A 16,961-nucleotide genomic window follows, 5' to 3' on the forward strand; every position below is an offset into this window, starting at 1 on the left:
AGGACCCCGTGTCACACGATCGCCATTCGGCCGACATGAACCCCTCCGTCCCCGGGATCACCCCGAATCACCCCTGATTGCCTCCGGCACTCTTTTGCACGGGAGTTGACCGGGGTACGTTCCCGCCCATGCCGATGCGAAAGCGGAGAACCCGCGGAGCCCGACTGCCGTACGGAACCCTCGTGGCCGCGGCCACGGCCGCCCTGCTCGCGACCCTGGTCACCCCGGCGGGCGCGGGCCCGGACCCCTCGGCGCCCACCGCGCCGCTCTCGTCCGCCGCGGGGTCCCCGCGCGAGTCACGGCCCGTCCACTCCTACGCCGACGCCGTCCGCGAGTCCGTCTGGGTCGACACCGGCCTCGACGGGGACGCGGACGGCCGCACCGACCGGGTCGCCGTCGACATCATCCGGCCCCGGGAAGCCGCCGCCGCGGGCCGGAAGGTCCCGGTCATCATGGACGCCAGCCCGTACTACGCCTGCTGCGGGCGGGGCAACGAGAGCCAGAAGAAGACGTACGACGCCGACGGTAACCCCGTGCAGTTCCCGCTCTTCTACGACAACTACTTCGTCCCGCGCGGCTACGCCTTCGTCGGCGTCGACCTCGCCGGCACCAACCGCTCCGACGGCTGCGACGACGTCGGCGGACGCTCCGACGTCCGGTCCGCCAAGGCCGTCGTCGACTGGCTGAACGGCCGCGCCCGCGGCTACACCACCCGCACCGGCACGACCCGGGCCGGGGCCACCGGATGGAGCACCGGCAACGTCGGCATGATCGGCAAGAGCTGGGACGGCACCGTCGCCAACGGCGTCGCCGCCACCGGTGTGGAAGGGCTGAAAACGATTGTTCCGATCGGCGCCATCTCGTCCTGGTACGACTACTTCCACTCCCAGGGCGCCCCGCTCTACAACGCCAACCCGAGCTGGCTCTCCGACTACGTGGGCAGCCCCGAAGCGCGGACCCGCTGCGCGGCCGTCCAGGAGCGGATCGCCGCGGGCACCCCGTACAGCGGCGACTGGACGCCCGCCTGGAGCGAGCGGGACCACGTGCGGGACGCCGGGAAGGTGAAGGCGAGCGTCTTCGTCGTGCACGGACAGCAGGACCTGAACGTCCGCGCCAAGCAGTTCGGGCAGTGGTGGGACGCGCTCGCCGCGCAGGGCGTCGAGCGGAAGATCTGGCTCTCCCAGACGGGCCACGTCGACCCCTTCGACTTCCGGCGCGCCGACTGGGTCCGCACCCTGCACCGCTGGTTCGACCACTACCTGCTCGGATACGACAACGGCATCGACCGCGAGCCGGTCGCCGACATCGAGCGCGCCCCGGACCGCTGGACCACCGACCGCCACTGGCCGCCGCGCGGCACCGCGGCCACCACCCTGCGCCCCGCCCCGGGCGACGGGCCCGGCGCCGGCACCCTCGGCCGGACACCCGCGGCCCCCGGCGCCACCGCGACCTTCACCGACGACCCCGCCCTCGGCGAACTGGACTGGGCCGCCCGCATCGACTCCCCGACCCCCGAGAAGGCGGGGTTCGTGACCCGGCCGCTCTCCCGCGACCTGCGGATCTCCGGCTCCTCCGAGGTGACGGTCACCGCCACCCCGACGACCACCACCGCCCACCTCTCCGCCGTCCTCGTCGACCTCGGCCCCGACACGATCCGCGACTACGGAGCGGCGGGGGAGGGCATCACGACCCTGACCGACCGCACCTGCTGGGGCGCGAGCACCCTCGGCGACAGCGCCTGCTTCAAGGAGACCCGGGCCAGGACGGCCGACGTCGGGTACACGGTCGTCAGCCGTGGCTGGGCCGACCTCGGCACCTGGGCCGACCCGCGCCAGGAGCGGCCGCTGACCCCCGGCAGGGCGTACGCCCTCACGCTCGACCTCGCCGCGACCGACCACGTCGTCCCGGCGGGCCACCGCCTCGCGCTGATCGTCGGCGGCACCGACCGGGACCTCATCGACCCTCCGTCGACCACGCCGACACTGACGCTCGACCTCGCCCGTACACGGGCGAAGCTGCCCCTGGTCGGCGGCCCGGCCGCCTTCGCCCGGGCGACGACGGGAACGGCCCCGGCCCTGCCCGCGCCCACCGTCCGGCCGTCCCTGACCGGCCCCGTACCCCCGGCCGCCGTCGACGGCCTGCGCCTCCCGGCGTCAGGAGCCGACCGGTGACGCGGGCGAGTTTCACTGCCGCGCACCGGAGTTCGCGCCGGGTGCTCGCCCTCGCGGCGGGCGCGGCCGCCCTCACCCTGCCCCTCGTCACCGTCCCCGCCAAGGCGGCGGACAGCGCGCCCCCGCGCCCCGTCCCGCGCACCGGGTTCGAGACGAGCCTCGGGGCCCGGTGGACGACGGAGGCCGAGGAGGGGGAGTTCCTGGCGGCCGTCGACCGGGGGAGCGACCGGGTGTCGCTGCGCACGATCGGCACCACCGCGCAGGGCCGGCCGCTGCGGCTCGCCACCCTCGGCACGGGCCGCACCACCGTGCTCCTCGTCTGCAGCCAGCACGGCGACGAGCCGGCGGGCCGCGAGGCCTGCCTGAGCACGCTGCGCGACCTCTCCACCGCCCGGGACGCGGAGACCGCGCGCCTCCTCGCCCGGACCACCCTCCTCGTCGTCCCCACCGCGAACCCCGACGGACGGGAGGCCGACACCCGGGGCAACGGCGACGGCATCGACGTCAACCGCGACCACATCGCCCTGCGCACGGCCGAGGCCCGGGCCGTCGCCGCCGTCATCCGCGACCGGCGCCCCGAACTCGTCTACGACCTCCACGAGTACGGGGCCACCCCCCGCTACTACGACAAGGACCTGCTCGCCCTCTGGCCCCGCAGCCTCGACGCCGACCCGCACGTGCACGAGGAGTCCCGGACGCTCTCGGAGTCCTACGTCCGGCCCGCGGCCGGGCTCGCCGGCTACAGCACCGGCATCTACGGCATCTGGACCGACCCCCTCACCGGCAAGCCGCTCAAGCAGGTCGCGGGAGACGGCCAGGAGCGGATCCTTCGCAACACCGCGGGCATCAAGCACGCCGTCGGCCTGCTCGTCGAGACCCGGGTGGACGCTCTCGACGAGGTCGAGCAGGACGACCCGGCGCGCAGCCACCGGCGCCGGGTCGCCACCCAACGCGTCGCGCTGCAAGGCGCGTTCGACTACCTCGACGAGCGGCGCGGACCGCTCACGGCGGCCACGGCGGCCGCCCGGCTCCGGGGCCTCGCCGACCGGGGCCCGGTCTACCTCGGCGGCGCCGACAACGACCCGCCGGAGCCCGGGGAGATCCTCGCGGACCCGCCCTGCGGCTACCGGCTGGACGCCGCCCAGTACGCCGAGGCGGGCGACGAGCTCGCCCTGCACGGCATCCTCGTCCGGCCGGACGGCGCCGGGGTGTTCGTCCCGCTGCGCCAGTCACAGCGTGCCCTGGTCCCGCTCCTCCTCGACGGACGTGCGACCTATCACCTCGTCAGTGGGAGTCCTGTGAAGGAATGTTGACGGTTCGACACCCAAGCCGCGCAATGGCGTGAAACGGACGTGCGGGCCGGTAAAGTTACCGGTCGGTATTGACCATGCCTCAAACCGGCGGTCCACGCCGGGAAGTTGGAGAACCACCATGCGCCACACGCTGCCCCTGCGCCGCACCCTGACGGCAGTGCTCACCACGACGCTGCTCGCCGGGGGCGTGCTGCTCGGACAGACCGTGACCGCGGAGCCCGCGGCCGCGGCCAGGATCACCTGCAACATCGCCCAGCTGAAGTCGGACGCGCACAAGGAGCGCGCCCGCGCCGCCCAGCTCCGCCGCCTCGGCGCCCGGGCGGAGGCCAACAGGGCCGCCGCCCGCGCCGACGCCCTGGAGCGGCGCGCGCAGCAGTGCCACGACGCGGAGAACAACAACCGCCCGCCGCTCTGGAAGTAGCGGCTCGCGCGGGGCGGGCGCGGTCCGAAAGGACCGCGCCCGCCCCGCGGCCGTTCCCGGCCCGGCGCCCGCCGACCCCTTTCGCGGCCCGCCGCACCCGCCCGACCCTTCCGCGGCCCGCTGCCTACCGGACCCCTTTCGCGGCCCTCCGCGCCCGTCCGTCCCCTTTCGGGGGGCGCCGGTCGCGCCCCCTCTCGCGGGCCGTCAGCCGCCCGGCCCCCGTTCCCGCCTCAGCCGCCCACCAGTTCGGCGGCTCGTTCCGCGCAGCCCCAGGCGACCGTCACCCCCGCGCCCCCGTGCCCGTAGTGGTGCACCAGCCGCCCGCCGCCCGGCAGCGTCACCGCCTCGATCCGGACACCGCTCGCCCGCGCCGGCCGCAGGCCCACCCGGTGCCCCAGCACGCGTGCCCCCGCGATCTCCGGCCGCACCCGCGCGCACCGCGCGACGATGGCCTCGGCCGTCGCCGGGTCGGCGTCGAGCCGCTCCGACCCCTCCTCGGCCGTCCCGCCGAGCACCAGCCGCCCCGGCTGCGGGAAGAAGTACGTCGTCTCGCCCGCCTCCTCGTCCGCCGCCGTGAACCACTCCTCGACGCCCGGGTTCTCCACCAGCACCAACTGCCCCCGCACCGGCAGCAGCCCGGCGTCCGGCGCGAGCTCCCGCGCCCCGAGCCCCGTGCAGTCGACGACCACCCACGCCCGCGCCGCCGCCTCCGCGAACCCCGTGACCGTACGCCGCTCGAAGACCCCGCCCGCGGCCTCGAACCGGCCCCGCAGCCACTGCAGATGGACCGGCATGTCGATCAGCGGGAGCCGCGCCGCGAGACCCGTGCCGTAGGCCCCCGGCACCTCCTCCGGAGCCAGCTGCCGCAGCCCCGGCACCTCCTTCGCCCACGGGCCCAGCGCGTCCAGGACCACGTCCGCGTGGACCCCGGCCACCCACCGCACCCCCGTCCGCTCCGGATCGGCGGCCAGCTCCCCGTACACCCGGAGCGAGGCGAGCGCCCAGGCCCCGGCCTCCGCCGCCGGCTCGATCCGGTACGGCCACCACAGGGCGCCCGCCACGGCGGACGTCGTCGCCGTCACCTCGTCCCGAGACCAGATCCGTACGCGCAGTCCGCGCTCCGCCAGGGTCACGGCCGTCGTCAGCCCGACGACTCCGCCGCCCACCACGATCACGTCGCTGTCCATGGCCGGGACCGTACCGGGACCGGGACATTTCCGGGACCTCACAGCCATGGAACGGGGCCGGGACCGGCGAAATACTTCAGGCATGCCCGCCGCGTACACCACTCTCGACCTCACCGGCCCTCACCGCGACACCCCCGATCTCGTGGTCGACGGCAGGCCCCTGCTCCACCGGCTCGACGAGGTGGACGGCGTCGACGCCGTCTCGCCCCTGGCCGCGGACCTCCCGCCCACGCTCCGTGCCGACTCGGTCCGCACGCTCCTCCACGCCACCGGCCGCCGCGTCCTCCACTCCTGCCCCGACTGCGAGGACCCGGGCTGCGGCGCCGTCACCGTCGTCGTCGAACACGACGGCGAGGACGTCGTCTGGCGCGACTTCGCCTGGCAGACCCGCGCCCTCGGCCACCCCGTCGACCTGGACCGCGACGGCTACCCGGGCGTCGGCCCGTACCGCTTCCGCGGCGACGCCTACCGGGCGGTCCTGCTCCGCCTCCTCGACGGCGCGACGACCGGCGCCCACGCGGCCCGCCTCACCGCGGCCTGACCCAAGCCCACGAGGTCCGCCGCCCGCCCGGGCCCACGAGGCCGGCCGGCCGGCCGGCCCGCCCCGCCCCGGCCCGGCGGCAGGCCGCCCGGACCGCCCGCGTCGCGCGGCTCCGGCCGGGCGGAACCGCGGCCGCGCGGTCGCCTAGGATTCGTACCCTCATGACTGCAACCCTCGTCGCCAAGGACCTCGCCGCCGGCCACGGCGAACGCACCCTCTTCGCCGGGCTCGACCTCGTCGTCGCCCCCGGAGACGTCATCGGCCTCGTCGGCGTCAACGGCGCCGGGAAGTCGACGCTGCTCCGGCTGCTCGCCGGGCTCGACACCCCGGAGGAGGGCGAGCTGCGGCTCTCCCCGCCCACCGCGAGCGTCGGCCACCTCCCGCAGGAGCCCGAGCGCCGCCCCGGGGAGACCGTGCGCGAGTTCCTCGCCCGGCGCACCGGCGTCTCCGCCGCCCAGACCGCCATGGACGAGGCCACCCAGGGCCTCGTCGACGGCACGCCCGGCGCCGACGACGCGTACGCGACGACGCTGGAGCGCTGGCTGAACCTCGGCGGCGCCGACCTCGACGAACGCGCCGAGGAGGTGGCCGGCTCCCTCGGCCTCACCGTCGGCCTCGACCAGCCGATGACCTCGCTCTCCGGCGGCCAGGCCGCCCGCGCGGGTCTCGCCTCGCTGCTCCTCTCCCGCTACGACGTCTTCCTCCTCGACGAGCCCACCAACGACCTGGACCTCGACGGTCTGGAGCGGCTGGAGGCCTTCGTGAAGGGGCTGCGCGCGGGGACGGTCGTCATCAGCCACGACCGCGAGTTCCTCACCCGCACCGTCACCAAGGTCCTCGAACTCGACCTCGCCCAGCAGCAGATCACCCTCTACGGCGGCGGCTACGACGCGTACCTCGAAGAGCGCGACACCGCCCGCCGGCACGCCCGCGAGGACTACGAGGAGTACGCGGGCAAGAAGGCCGCCCTCGAAGCGCGCGGCCACATGCAGCGCTCCTGGATGGCGCAGGGCGTCAGGAACGCCCGCCGCAAGGCCACCGACGGCGACAAGCTCGGCCGCAACGCCCGCAGCGAGGCCAGCGAGAAGCAGGCGGCCAAGGCCCGGCAGACCCAGCGCATGATCGAACGGCTCGACGTCGTCGAGGAGCCCCGCAAGGAGTGGGAGCTGCGCATGGAGATCGCCTCCGCCCCGCGCTCCGGCTCGGTCGTGGCGACCCTGCGCGAGGCCGAGGTCCGCCGCGGCGACTTCTCCTTCGGCCCCGTCACGCTCCAGATCGACTGGGCCGACCGGGTCGCCGTCACCGGGGCCAACGGCGCCGGGAAGTCCACGCTGCTCGCCGCCCTGCTCGGCCGCCTCCCGCTGGACTCCGGCGACACCGTCGTCGGCTCGGGCGTCGTCGTCGGCGAGGTCGACCAGGCCCGCAAGCTCTTCCACGGCACCGAGACGCTCCTGGAGGCGTTCTGCGCGGCCGTGCCCGACACCGAGCCCGCCGAGGTCCGCACCCTCCTCGCCAAGTTCGGCCTGAAGGCGGAGCACGTCCTGCGGCCCGCGACCACGCTCTCCCCGGGCGAGCGGACCCGCGCCGCGCTCGCGCTGCTCCAGGGCCGGGGCGTGAACCTGCTCGTGCTCGACGAGCCGACCAACCACCTCGACCTGCCGGCCATCGAGCAGCTGGAGTCCGCCCTCGACTCGTACACCGGCACCCTGCTCCTGGTCACCCACGACCGGCGCATGCTCGACGCCGTCCGCACCACCCGCCGCATCGAGGTCGCCGACGGCAAGGTGACCGAGCTCTGATGGCGACCGCGTGACGATCTCCTTCGGGTGGGGCCCCGTCGAGGCACGGGCCCTAGGGGGTGCCTGCGTCGTCGTGGTCGACGTCCTCTCCTTCACCACCTCCGTCGGCGTCGCCGTCGAGGCCGGCGCGGCGGTCCACCCGTACCGCTGGCGGGACGCCACCGCCGCCGCGTACGCGGAGCGCGTCGGGGCGGTCCTGGCCGTCGGCCGCCGCGAGGCGACCCCCGAGCACCCGTGGACGCTCTCCCCAGCCGCCCTGCGCGCCGCGCCGATGCCGCCCCGCCTGGTCCTGCCCTCCCCGAACGGCTCCACGATCGCGGCGGAGGCCGCGGGGTCCGGCGCGGCCGTGGTCGCAGCCTCGCTGCGCAACCGCACGGCCGTCGCCCGCTGGCTCACCGACCGGGGCTACGGCTCCGCCGACCGCCCGCTCGCCGTCATCGCCTCCGGCGAGCGGTGGCCCGACGGCTCGCTGCGCCCTGCGCTGGAGGACCTGCTGGGTGCGGGAGCGGTGCTCGCCGCCCTCTCGGGCACGGGCGCCCCGACCCCGGAGGCGTGCGCGGCGGCCACGCTGTGGACGGCGACGAAGGACCCGGCCGCCGCCTTGCACGGCTGCGACTCGGGCCGTGAACTGTACGAGTACGGCTATCCGCAGGACGTGGCCGTGGCCGCCGAGACCGACAGCTCGACGACCGTCCCCGTCCTCGTGGACGGCGCATTCCAGGAGGCAGCAGCACCATGACCGACCTACTGACCCGGCTCACCGAGATGCTGGACGATCTCGACGCGGACGTGGACGAGACGATCGACCTCGCCGACGAGATCGCCGCCTCGGGTGACGCCGCTCTCCTGCCCCGCCTCCAGGCGGAGCTCGACCGCGCCCTCACCGACCGGAACGCCTACGCCCGTGAGCTCCTCGGCGGGGTCCTCGCGGCCATCGGCGGCCCCGACGCCCTCCCGACCCTGATCCGTGCCTCGGCCGTCGACCTCGGCGACGACCAGGACGGCCTGGCCGCCGAGATCGTCGACCTGGTCCAGGCGGACCCGAAGACGGCGGGCCGCGTCCTGCGGCCCCTGACGGAGGACGACGACCTCGACGTCGCCAACCGCGCCGAGTGGGCGCTGCGGTTCGTGCCGTAGAAGGCGCTGACGTGACGGCGCTCCTGTGGGCGGCGCCCGGGCCGTCTACGTGGACGCCGCCCACGTGGACGGTGCTGCCGCCACCGACGACGTGGGCGCCGCTGACGTCGACGGTGCCGACGTGGACGCCGCTCCCGTCGACGGCCCGTGACGTACGGCCGAGGCCGCGACCCGGGTGGGTCGCGGCCTCGGCCGTACGGTCAGGGGGACCGGTGCCTACTTGCGCTTGCCGCCGCCCTCGCCCAGGAGGCCGGCCTTGCGCAGGGCGTCCGCCATCGCACTGTTGCCCGGCGCCGGGGCCGACGAACGGTCCCGGCCGCCGCGGTCGTCCCGGCCGCCGCGCTCGCCCCGACGGCCACCGCCGCCGTTGCCGCCACCGGCTCCGCCGCCCTGCCGCTGCTGCGGCGGACGGCCGCCCCGGTCGCCGCGGTCTCCGCCCCGCTCGCCACGCCTGGGCGCGCCGCCCTGCGCGTCCGAGCCCGCCTCGTCGTCCAGGCGCAGGGTCAGGGAGATCCGCTTGCGCGGGATGTCCACGTCCATGACCTTGACCTTGACCACGTCACCGGGCTTCACGACCTCGCGCGGGTCCCTGACGAAGGTCTTCGACATGGCCGACACGTGCACCAGACCGTCCTGGTGCACACCGATGTCGACGAAGGCGCCGAAGGCGGCCACGTTCGTGACGACGCCTTCCAGGACCATCCCCGAGGCCAGGTCGCCGATCTTCTCGACGCCCTCCTTGAAGGTGGCCGTCTTGAACGCCGGGCGCGGGTCGCGGCCGGGCTTCTCCAGCTCGCGCAGGATGTCCGTCACGGTCGGGAGACCGAAGGTCTCGTCGACGAAGTCGGCGGCGCGCAGCGAGCGCAGCGTGCCCGTGTCGCCGATCAGCGCCGCGACCTGGCCGCCCGTCGACTTCGCCATCCGGCGCACCACGGGGTACGCCTCCGGGTGCACGGACGAGGAGTCGAGCGGGTCGTCGCCGCCCCGGATGCGGAGGAAGCCCGCGCACTGCTCGTACGCCTTCGGGCCGAGCCGGGCCACGTCCTTGAGCGACTTGCGGGAGCGGAAGGGGCCGTTGGCGTCCCGGTGCGCGACGATGTTCTCGGCGAGGCCGGAGCTGATGCCGGAGACCCGTGAAAGCAGCGGAGCGGAGGCGGTGTTGACGTCCACGCCGACACCGTTCACACAGTCCTCGACCACGGCGTCCAGCGAGCGCGAGAGCTTCACCTCGGCCAGGTCGTGCTGGTACTGGCCGACACCGATCGACTTCGGGTCGATCTTCACCAGCTCGGCCAGCGGGTCCTGGAGGCGCCGGGCGATCGACACGGCGCCGCGCAACGACACGTCGAGCTCGGGGAGTTCCTGCGAGGCGAAGGCGGAGGCCGAGTAGACCGAGGCGCCGGCCTCCGAGACCATCACCTTCGTCAGGTTCAACTCGGGGTGCTTGGCGAGGAGTTCGGCGGCCAGCTTGTCGGTCTCCCGGGAGGCCGTGCCGTTGCCGATCGCGACCAGCTCGACCGCGTGCTGCTTCGCGAGGCGCGCCAGCCTGTCGAGGGCCTGGTCCCACTTGTTGGCGGGGACGTGCGGGTAGATCGTGTCGGTGGCCACGACCTTGCCGGTCGCGTCGACGACGGCGACCTTCACGCCCGTACGGAAACCGGGGTCGAGGCCGAGCGTCGCCCGGGTCCCGGCCGGCGCGGCGAGCAGCAGGTCACGCAGGTTGGCCGCGAAGACGCGGACCGCCTCGTCCTCGGCGGCCGTCCGCAGCCGCAGCCGCAGGTCGATCCCGAGGTGCACCAGGATGCGGGTCCGCCAGGCCCAGCGGACCGTGTCCTGGAGCCACTTGTCGCCGGGGCGCCCCCGGTCGGCCACGCCGAAGCGGTGCGCGACGATCCCCTCGTACGAGGACGGGCCGGGCGTCTCGGACGGCTCCTCCGGTTCGAGGTCGAGGCTGAGGACGTCCTCCTTCTCGCCGCGCAGCATGGCGAGCACCCGGTGCGAGGGCAGCGCGGTGAACGGCTCGGCGAAGTCGAAGTAGTCGGCGAACTTCGACCCCGCTTCCTCCTGCCCCTCGCGCACCTTGGCGGCCAGCCTGCCCCGGCCCCACATCCGCTCGCGCAGCTCGCCGATGAGGTCGGCGTCCTCGGAGAACTTCTCGGTGAGGATCGCCCGCGCGCCCTCCAGGGCGGCGGCGGCGTCCGCGACGCCCTTGTCGGCGTCGACGAAGGCGGCCGCGGCGGCCGTCGGCTCCACCGAGGGGTCGACGAGCAGGCCCTCGGCCAGCGGGGTCAGCCCGGCCTCGCGGGCGATCTGGGCCTTCGTCCTGCGCTTCGGCTTGAACGGCAGGTAGATGTCCTCCAGGCGCGCCTTGGTGTCGGCGCCCAGGATCCGGCCCTCCAGCTCGGGCGTCAGCTTGCCCTGCTCACGTACCGAGTCGAGGATCGCCGAGCGGCGGTCCTCCAGCTCGCGCAGATAGCGCAGCCGCTCCTCCAGGGTGCGGAGCTGCGCGTCGTCGAGCATCTCGGTCGCTTCCTTGCGGTAGCGCGCGATGAACGGCACGGTCGAACCGCCGTCGAGCAGCTCGACGGCCGCCTTCACCTGTCGCTCGCGTACGCCGAGTTCCTCGGCGATCCTTGCTTCGATGGACGTCGTCACGGTGTCCCGACTCGCCTTCTCGTGCCTCAAGCCTGCTAGGGGGGTGTCCCGCCGGTCAGGCCGGGCTCGATCCGGCCCGATCGGCGGGACACCCCCGTGCATTGTGCCGGGTCGGTCACCCGGATGCGGCAACCGACCCGTCCCGCGCGCGTCCCCGAGCCCGCGCCGGGCGTTCGTCAGCCCTTGCCTACGAGGTCCGCGGGGAAGGCGCCGGCGACCGCGGCCGTCACCAGGAAGCCGCGCCCCAGCTCGGTGAGCCGCTCGACCCCGGCCGCGCCGAGGTGCTCGTACGGGGCGGAGTCCAGCTCGTCGGTCCGCCGCTCCAGCTCGTCGCGGAGCGCCGTACCCGCCTCGGTGAGCTCGCCCTCGGCGTCGAGGAGGCCCCGGCCGCGGAGCCGCCCCGTCGCCGCGTCCCAGTCGGCGCGCCGCCAGCCGCGCGAGCCGAGCACCCAGCGCGGGGCCATGCCCTTGCCGGTGGCGGTGTGGGAGACGAGGGCCTCGACGGGGTCGAGTCCGGCGGTGAGCAGCGCCGCGAGGTGTCCGTCGCCCCGGTGCTCGCGCAGCAGGGTGGCGGCGTGCCAGTAGGCGAGGTGCGGGGCCTCCGGGACCGGCAGGTCCGCGTGGGCCGAGTAGAGCGGCCGGGCGTGCCGGGTGCAGGCCTCGGTGGCGCGCAGGGCGAGCATCGCGGCCTCGGCCATCTCCGGGGAGGAGACGGTGTCGTCGCCCAGGAGCCGGCGCAGGGTCGCGTCGACGGTGCGCAGCCGGGCGGCCAGGACGTCGGCGGGGGAGGCGGTCTCCCAGACGGCGGGGAGGTGCCGGGCCAGCAGCTCGTGGCTGTAGTTGTAGAAGGTCGCGGCGACCGTGCCCGCTCCCACCGCGCCCAGGGCCGCGCTGCGCGCGGCGAGCCGCATCGCGCTCTGGTCGGTGAAGCCGAGCGCACCGAACTCGCGGTCCAGGTCGGGCGAGAAGTAGAGCGTGGAGTGCAGCGGGTTGAGGGCGTTGTGGCAGCGGCGTCCGGCGCGCGGCGGCAGGGCAGTCGTCGTCATGGACGGAACGTTACCGACTGGTCGGTACGACGGGAACAGCCGGGCGCTCCGGGACCGGCGACGCGCCGCCTCCCACCCATGGCAGAAAAGGTGGGATGTGCGTCGTTGCGGACACCACCGGGGCCGCCAAGGATGGGGACATGACGCAGCGATCCGTCCTCGTCGTCCTCTTCGACGGCGTGCAGAGCCTCGACGTCACCGGCCCCTTCGAGGTGTTCGCCGGTGCCGCCCGCGCCGCCGGTGACCCGGACGCGTACCGCCTCCGGACCGCCTCCCTGGACGGCGGCCCGGTCCGCACCCACAGCGGGCTGCGACTGCTCCCCGACACCACCCTCGAAGAGGCCGTCGCCGACGGCCCGCCGCACACCCTCGTCGTCCCCGGCGGCGAGGGCACCCGGGAGCCCGAACCGGCCCTCCTCGACTGGCTGCGCACGCACGCCCCGCGCGCCGGTCGCCTGGTCTCCGTCTGCACCGGGGCGCTGCTCCTCGCCGAGGCCGGGCTCCTCGACGGGCACCGGGCGACGACCCACTGGATCGCCTGCGACCACCTCGCCCGCCACTATCCCGAGGTCGACGTCGACCCGGACCCCATCTTCGTCCGGGACGGCCGCCTCTCCACCTCGGCCGGTGTCACCGCCGGCATCGACCTCGCGCTCGCCCTCGCCGAGGAGGACCTCGGCCGGGACGTCGCCCTCACCGTCGCCCGCCACCTGGTCGTCTTCCTGCGGCGCCCGGGCAACCAGGCCCAGTTCAGCGTCCAGCTCGCCGCCCAGACGGCCCACCGGGAGCCGCTGCGCGACCTCCAGCAGTGGATCGCCGAGCATCCCGGCGGCGACCTCTCCGTCGAGGCCCTCGCGGCCCGTGCCCGCCTCTCGCCCCGCCACTTCGCCCGCGCCTTCCAGGCCGAGACCGGCACGACGCCGGGCCGCTACGTCGACCTGGTCCGGCTCGAACACGCCCGCCGCCTCCTGGAGGAGACCTCGTGCGGCGTCGAGGAGGTCTCCCGGGCCTCCGGCTACGGCACTCCCGAGGCGATGCGCAGGGCCTTCGGGAAGGCGCTCGGCACCGCCCCGGCGGAGTACCGCCGCCGCTTCCACGTACCTGCCACCTGACGATCACGACCGACGATCACGACCGACACGAAAGGAACCACCGTGCAGATCGCCATCCTGCTCTACGACCGCTTCACCACCCTCGACGCCGTCGGGCCGTACGAGCTCCTCGCCCGCCTCCCCGGGGCCGAGACCGTCTTCGTGGCCAAGGAGGCCGGGCCCGTCCGCAACGACCAGGGCAGCCTGGCCCTCGTCGCCGACAAGAGCCTCGCCGAGGTCCCGAGCCCGGACATCGTGCTGGTCCCCGGCGGACCCGACGCGCGCGTGGCCATGCACGACCCGGAGACCCTGGACTGGCTGCGCGCGGCCGACGCCACCAGCACCTGGACCACCTCGGTGTGCACCGGCTCCCTGATCCTCGCCGCGGCCGGCCTGCTCAAGGACCGCCGGGCGACCACCCACTGGCTCGCCTTCGACGAGCTGCGCGCCCAGGGCGTCGAACCGACCGGCGAGCGGGTCGTCTTCGACGGCAAGTACGTCACGGCCGCCGGCGTCTCCTCCGGCATCGACATGGCGCTGCACCTGCTCGGCCGGATCGCCGGCGACGAGGTCGCCCAGACGATCCAGCTGCTCACCGAGTACGACCCTCAGCCGCCCTACGACGCGGGGTCCCCGGAGAAGGCCCCGGCGGCGATCGTCGCGCACTGGCGGGGCACGGACACCAGGGACCTCGTCAAGGAGCGCTGACCCCGTACTCAGACCCCGTACTCAGCCCCTGTAGGTGAAGCGGGGCGCGCGGCGCTCCAGGAAGGCGGCGACCCCCTCCGCGGTGTCGCCGCTGCCGCGTGCCTGCTCCGCCCAGTGCGCGTCCCGGTCGGTCCGCCCGTCGGCGAACTCCTTCGCCGCGGCCTGGGTCAGCAGCGAGCGGGACACCAGGAGCCGGGTGAACTCGGCCACCCGCTTGTCCAGTTCGCCCGCCGGGTGGACCTCGTCCACGAACCCGGTCCGCAGCGCCCGCTCGGTGTCCATCAGCTCGCCGGAGAACAGCAGGTACTTGGCGGTGGAGGGCCCCACGAGGGCGGTGAGCCTGCGGGTCGACGAGGACGGGTAGACGATGCCGAGCTTCGAGGGGGTGATCCCGAAGCGGGCGCCCTCCTCGGCGAAGCGCAGGTCGCAGGCGGCGGCGAGCTGGCTGCCGCCCCCGACGCAGAAGCCCCGGACGGCCGCGAGCGTCGGCTTCGGGAAGGCCGCGAGGGCCTCCTCGGCGCGTACGGCGAGGCTCTGCTGCTCGTCGCCGGGCTCCCTCAGGGTCGAGATGTCCGCCCCGGCGCAGAAGGTGTCGCCCTCGCCGGTCAGGACCAGGGCCCGCACCGCGGGGTCGGCGGCCAGCCGGACGAGCACGCCGGGCAGCGCGCGCCACATCGCGGCGCTCATCGCGTTGCGCTTGGCGGGGTTGGCGATGACGACGGTGGCGATCCCGTCCGTGACGCTGTCCTTCAGCTGCGGCTCCATGGGCCGGATGCTATCCGCCGTACCCGAACGTACGATCAGGAAGGGGTCGCCCGGAGGAGGCACCACATGGCGAAGGACGCCCGCGAGACGCACGCCGACCCGGACCCCGTCGGGGACATGCGGCGTGAGGGGAAGCGGCTCCGCCGCGACTTCAGCTGGCTCGCCGTCCTCGGCGTCCTGCTCGTCCTCGGCGGTGTCGTCGGCCTGGTCTACACGGGCCTCGCCACGCTCACCTCGATGCTGCTCTTCGGCTGGCTGCTGCTGATCGGCGGCGTCGTGGGCCTGCTCCAGGCCGTCCAGTCGCGGGGCACGAGCTACTTCTGGCTCGCCGCCGTGGTGGCCGCGCTGAACATCGCGGCCGGCGTCGTGGTCATCCGTCACCCGGAAGGCTCGGCGGAGGCCCTGACGATGTTCGCGGCCCTGCTCTTCCTCACCGGCGGTCTCTTCCGGCTCGTCGGCAGCGTCGTGGTGCGCGGCCCCCAGTTCGGCTGGACCCTGCTCCAGGGGGCCTTCGGCCTGCTGCTCGGACTTCTCGTCCTCCTCGACTGGCCGGACAGCAGCCGGTACGTCCTCGGGGTCTTCTTCTCCCTGGCGCTGCTCTTCGACGGCCTCGGCCTGATCGCGATCGGCGTGGGCGGGAGGCGGATCGTCGGTATGGTGACGCCGCCGGAACCGGGACCGGCGACGGCACCGGCCGACCCGGCGGAGCCTTCGGATCCGGGGCCTTCAGAAAGCGCACACGATCAGTCGAACAACTGACGTTGGCATACCCACCCGATCAGAAGGTGGCCGATAAGTGTCGACTTCTGGTCAGTAGGCCGGTCTGCCCGCGCGCATTGCCAAGACTCGATCCGTGGCGAGAATCGAGCACGAGGGTGGGAACCGGACCGTGGATGCCCACGGAGGTGTACCCACCCGGTCACCGTCCTACGAAGGAGTCTGGCGCTTCACCGCACCTGCGGTCGACGTCTCCGTCCCGCAGGCCCGGCACGCCGTACGCGACCTGTTGGTCCGCCAGGGAGTCCCCGTCCACGAGGAGATCATGGACGGCCTGCTGCTGATCGTCTCCGAGCTGGTCACCAACGCCGTGCGGCACGCGGCGCTGCTGTCGCCGGAGATAGCGGTGGAGGTCGCGATCGGCCCCGAGTGGATCCGGGTGTCCGTCGAGGACAACCACCCGTACCGCCCCAAAGCGCTGGAGGCGGACTACGGGCAGACCGGGGGCCGTGGACTGCTCCTGGTCCGGGAGGTCGCCCAGGAGGCCGGCGGAGCCTGCGACGTGGAGCACACGGCGAGCGGCGGCAAGATCATCTGGGCGGCGCTGCCCCTGGCCCCGATGGCACCGGGGCCGGGGGGCGCGCCTCACCTGCCGATGGTCACCAGCCCCCGGACGGACCCGTCAGCTCCCTGACCGCCGGACGCGCCGCGTCGAGCACCGTCATGAACCAGGCGGAGAACGGCGCGGCGGCGTGCCGCTCGGCCAGCTCGGCGGCGGTGACGAAGGCGGTGTCCTCGATCTCCTCCGGGTCCGGCTTCGGCTCGGCCTGCACCAGGCCGACGAAGAGGTGGTTGAACTCCTGCTCCACCAGACCCGAGGCCGGGTCCGGGTGGTTGTAGCGGACGGTGCCCGCCTCGGCGAGCAGCGTCGGCGAGACACCGAGCTCCTCGAAGGTCCGCCGGGCGGCCGCCGCGAACGGCGCCTCGCCCGGGTAGGGGTGGCCGCAGCAGGTGTTCGACCAGACGCCGGGGGAGTGGTACTTGCCGAGCGCCCGGCGCTGGAGCAGCAGGCGGCCGGACTCGTCGAAGAGGAAGACGGAGAAGGCGCGGTGCAGCTGGCCCGGCGCCTGGTGGGCGGCGAGCTTCTCCGCCGTGCCGATGGTCGTCCCGTCCTCGTCGACCAGTTCGAGCATGATCGGAGCCGGGGCTGCGGACGGCTGGACACCGTTCGACGTGATCTCCGGCGAGATCTGAGCCACTGTGGCTGGTGTGGTCGGCATACCCGTCCTTCGCTTCGGTCCTCGGCCCGGTGGGGCCACCCCAGTCTGCCGTACAAAAGCGGCTTGTCCGCACTTCGTCGGCCGGACGTCGCCGCTCCCGCCGCGCCGGAGTGCACCGGCGCGGCGGGAG

17 protein-coding genes are annotated in these 16,961 nt (G+C 74.5%); 12 read left to right on the plus strand and 5 right to left on the minus strand.

From position 1 onward, the window contains the following. Positions 1–128: 128 nt before the first annotated feature. From ACF08F_RS17620 to ACF08F_RS17630, 3 genes are all read left to right on the plus strand, one after another. Complete coding sequence (locus ACF08F_RS17620) at positions 129–2,171, plus strand: Xaa-Pro dipeptidyl-peptidase (RefSeq protein ID WP_392299389.1); 2,043 nt, start codon at positions 129–131, stop codon at positions 2,169–2,171. Continuing rightward, on the plus strand, positions 2,168–3,484 hold the full coding sequence (locus ACF08F_RS17625) for a M14 family metallocarboxypeptidase (protein WP_392299390.1): 1,317 nt from the start codon (positions 2,168–2,170) through the stop codon (positions 3,482–3,484). The genes ACF08F_RS17620 and ACF08F_RS17625 overlap by 4 nt, the downstream gene beginning before the upstream one ends. 118 nt (positions 3,485–3,602) lie before the next feature. Further along, positions 3,603–3,905: a hypothetical protein gene (locus tag ACF08F_RS17630; protein WP_392299391.1), complete on the plus strand. Its 303-nt coding sequence runs from the start codon at positions 3,603–3,605 to the stop codon at positions 3,903–3,905. Between the two features lie 230 nt (positions 3,906–4,135). On the opposite strand, the gene ACF08F_RS17635 is transcribed toward ACF08F_RS17630, so the two are convergent. After that, on the minus strand, positions 4,136–5,092 hold the full coding sequence (locus ACF08F_RS17635) for an NAD(P)/FAD-dependent oxidoreductase (RefSeq protein WP_392299392.1): 957 nt from the start codon (positions 5,090–5,092) through the stop codon (positions 4,136–4,138). An 82-nt stretch (positions 5,093–5,174) separates the two neighbouring features. Here ACF08F_RS17635 and ACF08F_RS17640 point away from each other — a divergent pair, with 82 nt between their 5' ends. The 5 genes from ACF08F_RS17640 to ACF08F_RS17660 all read left to right on the plus strand — a co-directional run bounded on the left by ACF08F_RS17640 (position 5,175) and on the right by ACF08F_RS17660 (position 8,720). Next, entirely contained in the window at positions 5,175–5,633 is a 459-nt protein-coding gene (locus ACF08F_RS17640) for a hypothetical protein (RefSeq protein ID WP_392299393.1), read from the plus strand. Positions 5,634–5,794: 161 nt separating this feature from the next. Next, on the plus strand, positions 5,795–7,432 hold the full coding sequence (locus ACF08F_RS17645) for an ABC-F family ATP-binding cassette domain-containing protein (RefSeq protein ID WP_392299394.1): 1,638 nt from the start codon (positions 5,795–5,797) through the stop codon (positions 7,430–7,432). 10 nt (positions 7,433–7,442) lie between these two features. Further along, positions 7,443–8,171: a 2-phosphosulfolactate phosphatase gene (locus ACF08F_RS17650; protein WP_392299395.1), complete on the plus strand. Its 729-nt coding sequence runs from the start codon at positions 7,443–7,445 to the stop codon at positions 8,169–8,171. After that, complete coding sequence (locus ACF08F_RS17655; RefSeq protein WP_392299396.1) at positions 8,168–8,569, plus strand: hypothetical protein; 402 nt, start codon at positions 8,168–8,170, stop codon at positions 8,567–8,569. The genes ACF08F_RS17650 and ACF08F_RS17655 overlap by 4 nt, the downstream gene beginning before the upstream one ends. A gap of 25 nt (positions 8,570–8,594) precedes the next feature. Beyond that, positions 8,595–8,720 carry a hypothetical protein gene (locus tag ACF08F_RS17660; protein ID WP_392299397.1) on the plus strand — a complete coding sequence of 42 codons (126 nt, stop codon included), beginning with the start codon at positions 8,595–8,597 and terminating at the stop codon, positions 8,718–8,720. Positions 8,721–8,785: 65 nt separating this feature from the next. Here the strand turns inward: ACF08F_RS17660 and ACF08F_RS17665 are convergent, their stop codons facing one another. Continuing rightward, entirely contained in the window at positions 8,786–11,224 is a 2,439-nt protein-coding gene (locus ACF08F_RS17665; RefSeq protein ID WP_392299398.1) for a Tex family protein, read from the minus strand. Positions 11,225–11,400: 176 nt separating this feature from the next. Continuing rightward, positions 11,401–12,270, minus strand: coding sequence for a hypothetical protein (locus ACF08F_RS17670; protein ID WP_392299399.1), 870 nt, complete (start codon positions 12,268–12,270; stop codon positions 11,401–11,403). Between the two features lie 140 nt (positions 12,271–12,410). On the opposite strand from ACF08F_RS17670, the gene ACF08F_RS17675 reads away from it, so the two are divergent. Together ACF08F_RS17675 and ACF08F_RS17680 are read left to right on the plus strand one after the other, a co-directional pair. Next, positions 12,411–13,382, plus strand: coding sequence for a GlxA family transcriptional regulator (locus ACF08F_RS17675; protein ID WP_392299400.1), 972 nt, complete (start codon positions 12,411–12,413; stop codon positions 13,380–13,382). Positions 13,383–13,424: 42 nt separating this feature from the next. Then, the gene (locus ACF08F_RS17680; RefSeq protein WP_392299401.1) at positions 13,425–14,069 is read left to right on the plus strand and encodes a DJ-1/PfpI family protein; all 645 of its coding nucleotides are present in this window, start codon (positions 13,425–13,427) and stop codon (positions 14,067–14,069) included. A gap of 21 nt (positions 14,070–14,090) precedes the next feature. On the opposite strand, the gene ACF08F_RS17685 is transcribed toward ACF08F_RS17680, so the two are convergent. Then, on the minus strand, positions 14,091–14,834 hold the full coding sequence (locus tag ACF08F_RS17685) for an enoyl-CoA hydratase/isomerase family protein (protein WP_392299402.1): 744 nt from the start codon (positions 14,832–14,834) through the stop codon (positions 14,091–14,093). Between the two features lie 66 nt (positions 14,835–14,900). Between ACF08F_RS17685 and ACF08F_RS17690 the strand changes: the two genes are divergently transcribed. Both ACF08F_RS17690 and ACF08F_RS17695 read left to right on the plus strand, forming a co-directional pair. Next, positions 14,901–15,593, plus strand: a complete 693-nt coding sequence (locus ACF08F_RS17690; protein WP_392299403.1) for an HdeD family acid-resistance protein — start codon at positions 14,901–14,903, stop codon at positions 15,591–15,593. A 130-nt stretch (positions 15,594–15,723) separates the two neighbouring features. After that, positions 15,724–16,245, plus strand: coding sequence for an ATP-binding protein (locus ACF08F_RS17695; protein ID WP_392299534.1), 522 nt, complete (start codon positions 15,724–15,726; stop codon positions 16,243–16,245). Here the strand turns inward: ACF08F_RS17695 and idi are convergent. After that, a complete protein-coding gene (gene idi, locus ACF08F_RS17700; protein ID WP_392299404.1) occupies positions 16,211–16,831 on the minus strand; it encodes an isopentenyl-diphosphate Delta-isomerase in 621 nt (206 codons plus the stop codon). The two genes, ACF08F_RS17695 and idi, sit on opposite strands and share 35 nt — an antisense overlap. Positions 16,832–16,961: the final 130 nt, after the last annotated feature.

Source organism: Streptomyces sp. NPDC015130 (assembly GCF_043080005.1).
GTDB lineage: Bacteria > Actinomycetota > Actinomycetes > Streptomycetales > Streptomycetaceae > Streptomyces.

What these genes read in the sequence shown, in the direction of transcription:
- ACF08F_RS17620 (WP_392299389.1), top strand. Translation starts at nt 129, where the DNA reads ATGCCGATGCGAAAGCGGAGAACCCGCGGAGCCCGACTGCCGTACGGA.
- ACF08F_RS17630 (WP_392299391.1), top strand. Translation starts at nt 3,603, where the DNA reads ATGCGCCACACGCTGCCCCTGCGCCGCACCCTGACGGCAGTGCTCACC.
- ACF08F_RS17635 (WP_392299392.1), bottom strand. Translation starts at nt 5,092, where the DNA reads ATGGACAGCGACGTGATCGTGGTGGGCGGCGGAGTCGTCGGGCTGACG.
- ACF08F_RS17640 (WP_392299393.1), top strand. Translation starts at nt 5,175, where the DNA reads ATGCCCGCCGCGTACACCACTCTCGACCTCACCGGCCCTCACCGCGAC.
- ACF08F_RS17645 (WP_392299394.1), top strand. Translation starts at nt 5,795, where the DNA reads ATGACTGCAACCCTCGTCGCCAAGGACCTCGCCGCCGGCCACGGCGAA.
- ACF08F_RS17655 (WP_392299396.1), top strand. Translation starts at nt 8,168, where the DNA reads ATGACCGACCTACTGACCCGGCTCACCGAGATGCTGGACGATCTCGAC.
- ACF08F_RS17670 (WP_392299399.1), bottom strand. Translation starts at nt 12,270, where the DNA reads ATGACGACGACTGCCCTGCCGCCGCGCGCCGGACGCCGCTGCCACAAC.
- ACF08F_RS17675 (WP_392299400.1), top strand. Translation starts at nt 12,411, where the DNA reads ATGACGCAGCGATCCGTCCTCGTCGTCCTCTTCGACGGCGTGCAGAGC.
- ACF08F_RS17685 (WP_392299402.1), bottom strand. Translation starts at nt 14,834, where the DNA reads ATGGAGCCGCAGCTGAAGGACAGCGTCACGGACGGGATCGCCACCGTC.
- ACF08F_RS17690 (WP_392299403.1), top strand. Translation starts at nt 14,901, where the DNA reads ATGGCGAAGGACGCCCGCGAGACGCACGCCGACCCGGACCCCGTCGGG.
- idi (WP_392299404.1), bottom strand. Translation starts at nt 16,831, where the DNA reads ATGCCGACCACACCAGCCACAGTGGCTCAGATCTCGCCGGAGATCACG.